The 7997-nt window shown below is 43.6% G+C and carries 7 protein-coding genes and 2 pseudogenes; 7 read left to right on the forward strand and 2 right to left on the reverse strand.

The annotated features are described in order from the left end of the window. The 7 genes and pseudogenes from F6K20_RS15215 to F6K20_RS15245 form a co-directional block, all read left to right on the forward strand. Positions 1-228, forward strand: a 228-nt coding sequence (locus tag F6K20_RS15215; protein WP_287295183.1) for a hypothetical protein, incomplete at its 5' end; no start/stop codon positions are given. 391 nt (positions 229-619) lie between these two features. Next, positions 620-1165: pseudogene (locus F6K20_RS15220) on the forward strand (glycogen debranching enzyme N-terminal domain-containing protein); the annotation flags it as partial. A gap of 391 nt (positions 1166-1556) precedes the next feature. Next, positions 1557-2357, forward strand: a pseudogene (locus tag F6K20_RS15225) (MGH1-like glycoside hydrolase domain-containing protein); the annotation flags it as partial. Between the two features lie 106 nt (positions 2358-2463). Continuing rightward, a complete protein-coding gene (locus tag F6K20_RS15230) occupies positions 2464-3513 on the forward strand; it encodes a DMT family transporter (RefSeq protein WP_287295184.1) in 1050 nt (349 codons plus the stop codon). 65 nt (positions 3514-3578) lie between these two features. After that, entirely contained in the window at positions 3579-4232 is a 654-nt protein-coding gene (locus F6K20_RS15235) for a CPBP family glutamic-type intramembrane protease (RefSeq protein ID WP_071104937.1), read from the forward strand. Next, the gene (locus F6K20_RS15240) at positions 4210-4461 is read left to right on the forward strand and encodes a hypothetical protein (protein WP_287295191.1); all 252 of its coding nucleotides are present in this window, start codon (positions 4210-4212) and stop codon (positions 4459-4461) included. The genes F6K20_RS15235 and F6K20_RS15240 overlap by 23 nt, the downstream gene beginning before the upstream one ends. A gap of 31 nt (positions 4462-4492) precedes the next feature. Then, the gene (locus tag F6K20_RS15245) at positions 4493-5767 is read left to right on the forward strand and encodes a cation:proton antiporter (protein WP_287295187.1); all 1275 of its coding nucleotides are present in this window, start codon (positions 4493-4495) and stop codon (positions 5765-5767) included. A 6-nt stretch (positions 5768-5773) separates the two neighbouring features. Here the strand turns inward: F6K20_RS15245 and F6K20_RS15250 are convergent, their stop codons facing one another. Together F6K20_RS15250 and F6K20_RS15255 are read right to left on the reverse strand one after the other, a co-directional pair. Further along, complete coding sequence (locus tag F6K20_RS15250; protein WP_158026518.1) at positions 5774-5917, reverse strand: hypothetical protein; 144 nt, start codon at positions 5915-5917, stop codon at positions 5774-5776. 217 nt (positions 5918-6134) lie between these two features. Beyond that, a partial coding sequence (locus tag F6K20_RS15255) for a DUF8508 domain-containing protein (RefSeq protein WP_287295189.1) occupies positions 6135-7997 on the reverse strand: 1863 nt, incomplete at its 5' end.

Raw genomic sequence — 7997 nt, forward strand, 5'->3', positions numbered from 1 at the left:
ACATCCAAGCCCCCGTTGGTCCCCCAATTTTGGGGGACTTTTAGAAGCAAATTGACTCTTGTTCCCCCCAAAGTTGGGGGGCTAGGGGGGCAAAATTCAGTATCAAAAAACTTGGGAGATATCCTCTTAACAATTCCCAAAATTACCAAGGTAAGCATTCAGCGGTCAGCGGTCAGCGGTCAGCCTTGGCCAAAAGGCCACGCTACGCGAATGGTTCACGCTACTTGAGGGTAAGCATTCAGCCGTCAGCGGTCAGCCGTGGGCTTTTGGCCCACGCTGCGCGAACAGCTTTCCGTAAAAGAGATTAAGCGAATGCTTACCAGTTGTCTTGATGCAATAGCGAGTGGGGTTTTCCCCGAAGACCTTGGTGCATCACTTATTCAAAAGTTCCGTAGCTTGCCCATAGCCCATAAGCTGATACGCGACACGCGCTATAGCTGAATGCTTACACTTGAGGTGCCGTCAGCTTATTTTATTCAAAATCACCATTAGTAGCGTACGCTATGGGCATAAACTTTTCCCGTAGCGTGGCCACAAGCCTTTACTTCTAGCTGATAGCTGATACGCGACACGCTGATAGCTGATAGCTTACTTACCAAGTACCAATGACCAATGACTAATGAGTAATGACTTGGGACGAGAAATTTGCGGTAATCTACCCACAGGAGAATCACGGGAATGGCTAGTTACCAATGGAATTGGAGGCTACGCATCAGGGACGATAGCTGGTCTAGTCACCCGCCGTTATCATGGATTGCTGATTGCTGCTCTCAAGCTCCCCTTGAATCGTAATCGTGGATTAAGCGATCGCGAAGATCATCTCCATGTCGCAACCTTTGAGACCCAACTTAAAGTTGGGGAATCCCTGACTCTGGTGGTCAGCACTGAAGAACATCCTGAACTTGATGGCAACACAGCCTTAGACGCTCATTATCAATACCAGCAGCAGTTAATCAACCGTTGGGATGCTGCCCACAATCTCAAAACTACCCCCAGTTGGATCCGGCAATTAGTATGGGCGGCTGACCAATTTATTGTCAACCGCCCTTTAGCAGATGCACCTGATGATAAAACGATTATCGCAGGCTACCCTTGGTTTGGGGATTGGGGGCCAGATACCATGATTAGTTTGCCAGGATTGACCAAAAAAAATGGGTTTCAAGCCCCGTCCTTCCTTCGACGGCTTTTAAGTAGAGTGTGATAGAATAAACATGTAGCCTAGTACAGGCAGGAAAAGTCGGTACTGCCAATTTAAAAACAACGAGCGTTTTGCGATACTAGTACACGAGGAGCGAAAAACCTCGCCAAAACCCATGGGTCTTAACAGACACCGAAAACCAGTAAAGTACAAATTCAAAGTATATAACGTACCGTGGGGCACACGGGAACGGGCAATCCCAACGCTTAGGGAGACAAGCCCACTGGGGTTAGTTAAATTAGGCTCAATATTTGGTTCTTCTGGACGAATATTTGGCTTAAGTAAGGCATTTCAGGATAACTAATTTTAAGGCATGTCGTAGAACTAAGAATCCCCGCTCTTATAGGGCGGGGAGTGTCAAAAGAATGCTGTCAATCCTAGCAAAGTCGGTACAAAAGTGGCTCCCCATTACCAATTTACTATTGGTGCTGGGGAGACTCGGGTGATTAAGCTGTGGCTGAGTGATGCTCCCAATATCCCCCAACCCTTTGGCAGTGAGTTTTCACGGATTATTGCCACCCGTCGCTCAGAAGCGGATCAGTTTTACCATGCGATCGCACCACCCGGAATTAATGATGATCAGCGTAATATTCAGCGTCAAGCCTTCGCAGGACTGTTGTGGAGTAAACAGTATTATTACTACAACGTAGAAACCTGGCTCAAGGGTGACCCCAATCAACCGCCACCTCCACCAGAACGTCTCAAAGTCAGGAATCAGCAATGGAATCATCTCAACAATGCAGATATTATTTCGATGCCCGATAAATGGGAATATCCCTGGTTTGCAGCCTGGGATTTGGCATTCCACTGCATCCCCTTAGCAATGATTGATCCAGATTTTGCTAAGAATCAACTTGACTTAATGACGCGGGAGTGGTATATGCATCCCAATGGGCAAATTCCCGCCTATGAATGGAACTTTTCAGATGTTAATCCTCCCGTGCATGGGTGGGCAACCTGGCAAGTTTATAAGCTGGAAAAACAGTTCCATGGCACAGGCGATCGCCAGTTTTTAGAACGGGTCTTTCAAAAACTTCTGCTGAACTTTACTTGGTGGGTTAACCGCAAAGATTTCGACGGCAACAATGTATTTGAAGGGGTATTTTTAGGCTTAGACAATATTGGAGTATTTGACCGTAGTTCAGATCTTCCAAACGGCTGAATGCTTACCTATTACCTATTACCCAAAAAACCTTCGACTATAAAACTACCGCGCACCACTGGACATGATATGATTCATTGAAACTTTGCTATTGTCAACGTCTATGTCAAGTTTCATTGCTAAAACAACAGATTGGTTGAATCGGATTCCAGGGCGTGGTTACTTATTGATCGCTATCCTGATTTTTGCAGCAGCGAATTCGGTCATTCGTAAGCTCACTGACCTGGGTGCAGATAATTTAATTGATGGTAGAAATCCTATTTCCTTCTGTAATGTGTTGTTTGTTGGCAATCTCTGCGCGTTGCTAGCGTTGATTGCTATTTATGGACGACAGTGGAATTTTCGAGCCCTCAGACAACTCTCTGGAACAGATTGGTTAGGGTTACTAGGTGTTGCAGTTTTGTCAGGAGCACTGGCACCATCTCTGATATTTATCGCTCTTGAGCGCACTGCTGTTAATAATGTAGTGCTGATTGGACGCATTGAGCCTCCTCTTGCTTTGGCTTTGTCGGTTTTACTTCTCAAAGAACGGGTAAATCGTTGGGTGATAGCTGGTGCGATTATTTCATTTATTGGTGTAATCCTGACTATTGTGCTTCAGCCTCCCCAGGAAAACATGATTAATATGGGTGGAGGCTTTAGGATTGGTGTCGGTGAATTGATGGCAGCAGCAGGAGCGATCGCATTAGCAATTTCTACCATTATTAGTAAAGTCAAGCTGCGCCAAATCCCTCTGGGAATCTTTACCGTGTTCAGAACTGCTACAGGTACGGTCATTTTCTTGGTTGCGGTGATTAAGTTATTTGGAGTAGGTCATTTTATGGATGCTTTATCACCATTTGTCTGGCAATGGATGCTGCTCTATGGGGCTGTGATTGTAGTAGGAGGTCAACTCTGTTGGTTTAAGGGTTTGAAGACTACTACTGCATCCGATGTTTCTCTGGCGAGTTCCTTTAGTCCGGTAGCGGGCATTTTAGCAGCTTACTTGATTCTATCAGAAGTACCAACAATAGCTCAGTATATTGGTGGTGCTGTAATTATTTGCGGCATTGTCCTGAATCAAATTGGTATTTCTCGCAAACTTCCTAAAACTGATACTATCATTGTGGCAGAATCGATGAAAGAAATGGAATTTGGGTTTAAAGGAGTATGAATGTAAGCATTCAGCTAATGCTTACCTAGTAACATAAGGATGTTACTAGTTCTAGAGATGTCAGTATGGAGATATCGGCCAAATTTGCTGAAAGAGTTACCGAGCGCTTGATGGCTGGGATATTAACGTTTCCTGATGGTCAAGCTTGGGCAATTGTAGTTATCTTAATCGTTATCTATGGTTTAATTGCTTTACCGATTGGTTTACGGAACGGCTTTCTACAACTGGAGCAGAACTTACTTACTATTGAGGATCTCCCATTATCCCCCTTCTCAAAGGAAACTGATCATGATGCCCCATTATCTCCCTTACTCAGAGAAAGTGATGTAAGTGCTGTTAATGTCAAAACCTCTTGGCATCTAGTGGGAAAGATTATGATAACTGCTCTGTTTACCCCAGCAATACTTGAAGAGATATTTTTCCGGGTTTTATTATTACCTCATCCATCAGAAAACCCTTCATTAATTTCACTATCCGCTTGGTCTACAGTCAGTTTAGTCATTTTTGTTATCTATCATCCGCTGAATGCTATTACCTTCTATCCGGCGGCACGGGAAACATTTTTTAAACCTATTTTTCTATTCCTAGCTACACTTTTGGGAATTATTTGTACTATTGCTTATCTTCAAAGTGGCTCCATCTGGACAGCTGTAGTCATTCACTGGTTGTTTGTTGTGATCTGGCTGATTGGCTTGGGTGGTAAAAGCAGACTTTTGTAACTTAAGCATTCAGCATTCAGCTATCAGCATTCAGCTATCAGCTATCAGCTATCAGCATTCAGCTATCAGCATTCAGCTATCAGCATTCAGCTATCAGCTATCAGCTATCAGCTATCAGCTATCAGCTATCAGCTATCAGCTATCAGTACTTTTCATAACTATCAGGTACACAGAATTTTTTTCCTATTCCCTGTTCCCTGTTCCCTGTTCCCTGTTCCCTTTGGTATAGCACTGACACACTCAGGATTTAGATAAATTCCATGAACACTGAACTATTTGCGATTATTGCTCTATTTATCCTCGGCTTTGGTTTAATTTCTGGGCGCATTGAGAAAAGTGTGATTACGCCACCGATGGCTTTTGTGATATTTGGAGTTTTATTGAGTCCGCAATTGTTGGGTTTATTGAATCTGGAGGTAGAGCATGAGCTTGTTCGGATAATTGCTGAATTTACGTTGATTCTGGTTTTGTTCACTGATGCTTCTCGGATTAATCTTAAACTGTTGCGTCGAGACTACAATTTACCGGTACGTCTGTTAGGTATTGGTCTACCGCTGACAATTATCCTAGGAACAATTTTGGCAGTACTGTTGCTTGGAGGTAGGTTAGAATTCTGGGAAGCAGCAGCGTTGGCAACAATTCTGGCTCCCACTGATGCGGCTTTAGGACAAGCAGTGGTCAGCAGCCCTCGTGTTCCAATTTGTATTCGTCAATCCCTCAATGTTGAAAGTGGTTTGAATGATGGTATTTGTTTACCGATTCTATTAATTTTCCTCTCCTTAGCTGGAACAATGGAAGGGACGGGAACAGCAAGCTTTTGGTTTCGCTTTGCTGCTATGCAAGTGATTCTCGGGCCAATCGTTGGGGTAGCAGTTGGCTATATTGGCGGTTGGTTGGTGTCACAGAGTGTTCGCCGCAAGTGGATTACTCATAGTTTTGAAGATTTATCGGTATTAGGACTGTCCTTATGTGCTTATGCGATCGCAGAATTAGTGGGGGGAAATGGTTTTATTGCGGCGTTTTGTGCTGGCTTGACCCTAGGGAATACAGCTCCATCAATTTGTGATTGTTTGTATGAGTTTGGAGAAGCAGAGGGACAGTTGCTGGTGCTGCTGATTTTTATGATTTATGGCTCAATGATGGTGTTTCCTGCTCTCGATAGCGTCAATTGGCAGATGGTATTATACGCCGTTGCTACTCTTACCATTGCTCGGATGGTAGGGGTTGCTATTAGTGTGATTGGTATGAAGTTGCGTTGGTATACTATTTTATTTTTGGGCTGGTTTGGACCGAGGGGAGTGGCTTCAATATTGTATGGTTTACTAATTTTAGAGGGGGATGGAATTCAGGGTAGTGAAGTGATGTTTAGTACTATGGTAGTAACTGTGTTGATTAGTGTGTTTGCTCATGGTTTAACGGCTTTTCCAGGAGCTAACTGGTATGGTAAGTGCATGGCAAGGTTTAAAGCTACCAATGATATCCCAGAATTGATGCCAAGGTCGGAAATGCCTGTTCGTTTGTCTTGGCGCAAATGATAGGTTTTAGGGAGTAGGGAGCAGGGAGTAGGGAGCAGGGAGTCGGGAGTCGGGAGTCGGGAGTCGGCAATAGTTTTGGACTTTTGCAAGAGGTCTTCTGAGCACACTACCAAATCGTAAGCATTCAGCCTGATAGCTGAATGCTAACACCAAATCTAACAGTAGCGGGATTTATTGTAGCCCTTGATAAGCACCGAAAATCAGCTAAATAACGTTAAACATTATTTGGAATAGGATAAAGATTATTCAACCAAATAACCTTGGCCAAAAGGCCACGCTACGCGAACAACCTCCTAACCTTCAACCTGCTAACCTTCAACCTGCTAACCTTCAACCTTTAACCTTCAACCAACTAACCTTAAACCTTTTATATCACAAAATTACTATAATCATGTAGCTCAACAACATCAACATTTTCGAGAACGAGAAATATCTGACTTCCATCTGAATTAGTATTTAAAGAAGGAAACGGAAATTCCTGTTCTAATTTCCTGAACACCCCTTGATAATTGCTGTCACCAGAGCCATCTTTATCAAACAAAACAACAGCATAATTATCCTGTGAAGCAAAACTCAGAAAGCCCCGATTAATCGCATCTGCATAATTAGCAACTGTAATTCCGTTATTATTAAATAACTCAGTAAGAACAATTTTGTCACTTCCCATTTCAAAGTCGGTGATCAGATCACCAGCATCTCGCTGTGAAGTGTAGACAAACTGATCATTACCACCATCACCAGTGAGCAGATCTCGACCTTGAAAACCAGTGATAATGTCATTGTTCTCAGTACCAGTCAGCTTCTCACTACCTGCGGTGCCATTGATAATAGTTGGCTCAGGTAAGGTAAAGCGAGCCAAAATTGGGTCATGGTCGCTAGCTTGGTCAGCAAACTCACTGTTGACGTGGACAATATCATACTCAGCACGAGCATTAACTAGGTTATCACTGACTAAAATGTGGTCAAGTGCCTGAGAGTTCCCTTCAAAAATAAATGTGTAACGCTCATCCTCTGGTAACGTTTCCGTCAGATTGGTCAGCACTGAATTGTGAGCTCCCTTAAGAGTTTCCAGTGGTTCTTCAAAATCAAACGTATTGAAGTCTCCGAGCACTACCACATTGGCATCAGGGTCATTAGTCAGAATGGTATCGACAAAATCGTTAACGATTTGAGCTTGCTGATTCCGTTTCTGCTCCTGACCGTTTTGTGGTGGTTGATTCTCACCAAAGAGAGGGTCACTACCACCCTTGGAAGAGAAGTGATTATTAATAACAGAGATGGTTTCACCGTTAAACTCAAACTCCGTCAACAAAGACTTGCGGGTATTATCGAAAGCCGTCTCACCAACACCAATACGTTGAGCAGAATCAGTGTTGATGGTAACTCGGTTAGGGTTGTAGAGGTAACCGACGCGGATATTACCACCAGGTTGACCCCCATCCTGACGGTCCACAGGGGGGATATCAAAGAAGGAGTACTGAGGTCCACCAGCAGCAACTATGGCATTAATCAGAGTTTCGTAGGTTTCCCTAGCATCCACATTACCATCGTCTATAGTTCCGTTATTGTCTTGAACCTCTTGGAGAGCAATGATATCGGGGGATTGGAGATTATTGATCAGTTGAAATGCGATCGCATTAAATTTACCATCACCGATATCATCATCCCCATCTTGACTATTGGGGTCGAGGTTTTCGACATTGAAGCTAGCAATGGTAAGTTGATTGGCACTACTGACTAAATTCGTTATCTCTGGCGTTAGGTTACCTGATGTAGCACTAATTGGTTCAGTAGACTGGAGTTCAAAGTTACCGAAACTGTAGCTAAGTACCCCTGTTACAGTACCGAGCTGGTCACCGACATTAACTGTAGGAGAAATGCCATTGAATAGAGTGTCATCAATCTGAATTCGCTCTGGATTGAAGTCACCGTCACTAATGGTAATGCCACCACGATTATTAACACCAGTAGGATTGACATCACCTGGAACCGTCCAAATTTCACCAAACCTATTGGTAGGAGCAACCGCTACAGCATTATTGATTTGCACCCGCATCCCTTCTAGGCTTTCGTAAAAGTCAATGCTATCAGTAGCTTCATTGAAGTCAGTTAAACCATCATCATCAATAATTTCTGTAGGTACTGTACGGTCTTCACCGATAACCACCGCAGTAGGTAAAGGGTTGTTCGATGATAAGACCCTAATATTAGTCAGGTTAGTAATTTCAGT

The organism is Moorena sp. SIO2C4, assembly GCF_010672485.1.
In the GTDB taxonomy this organism is placed as follows: domain Bacteria; phylum Cyanobacteriota; class Cyanobacteriia; order Cyanobacteriales; family Coleofasciculaceae; genus Moorena; species Moorena producens.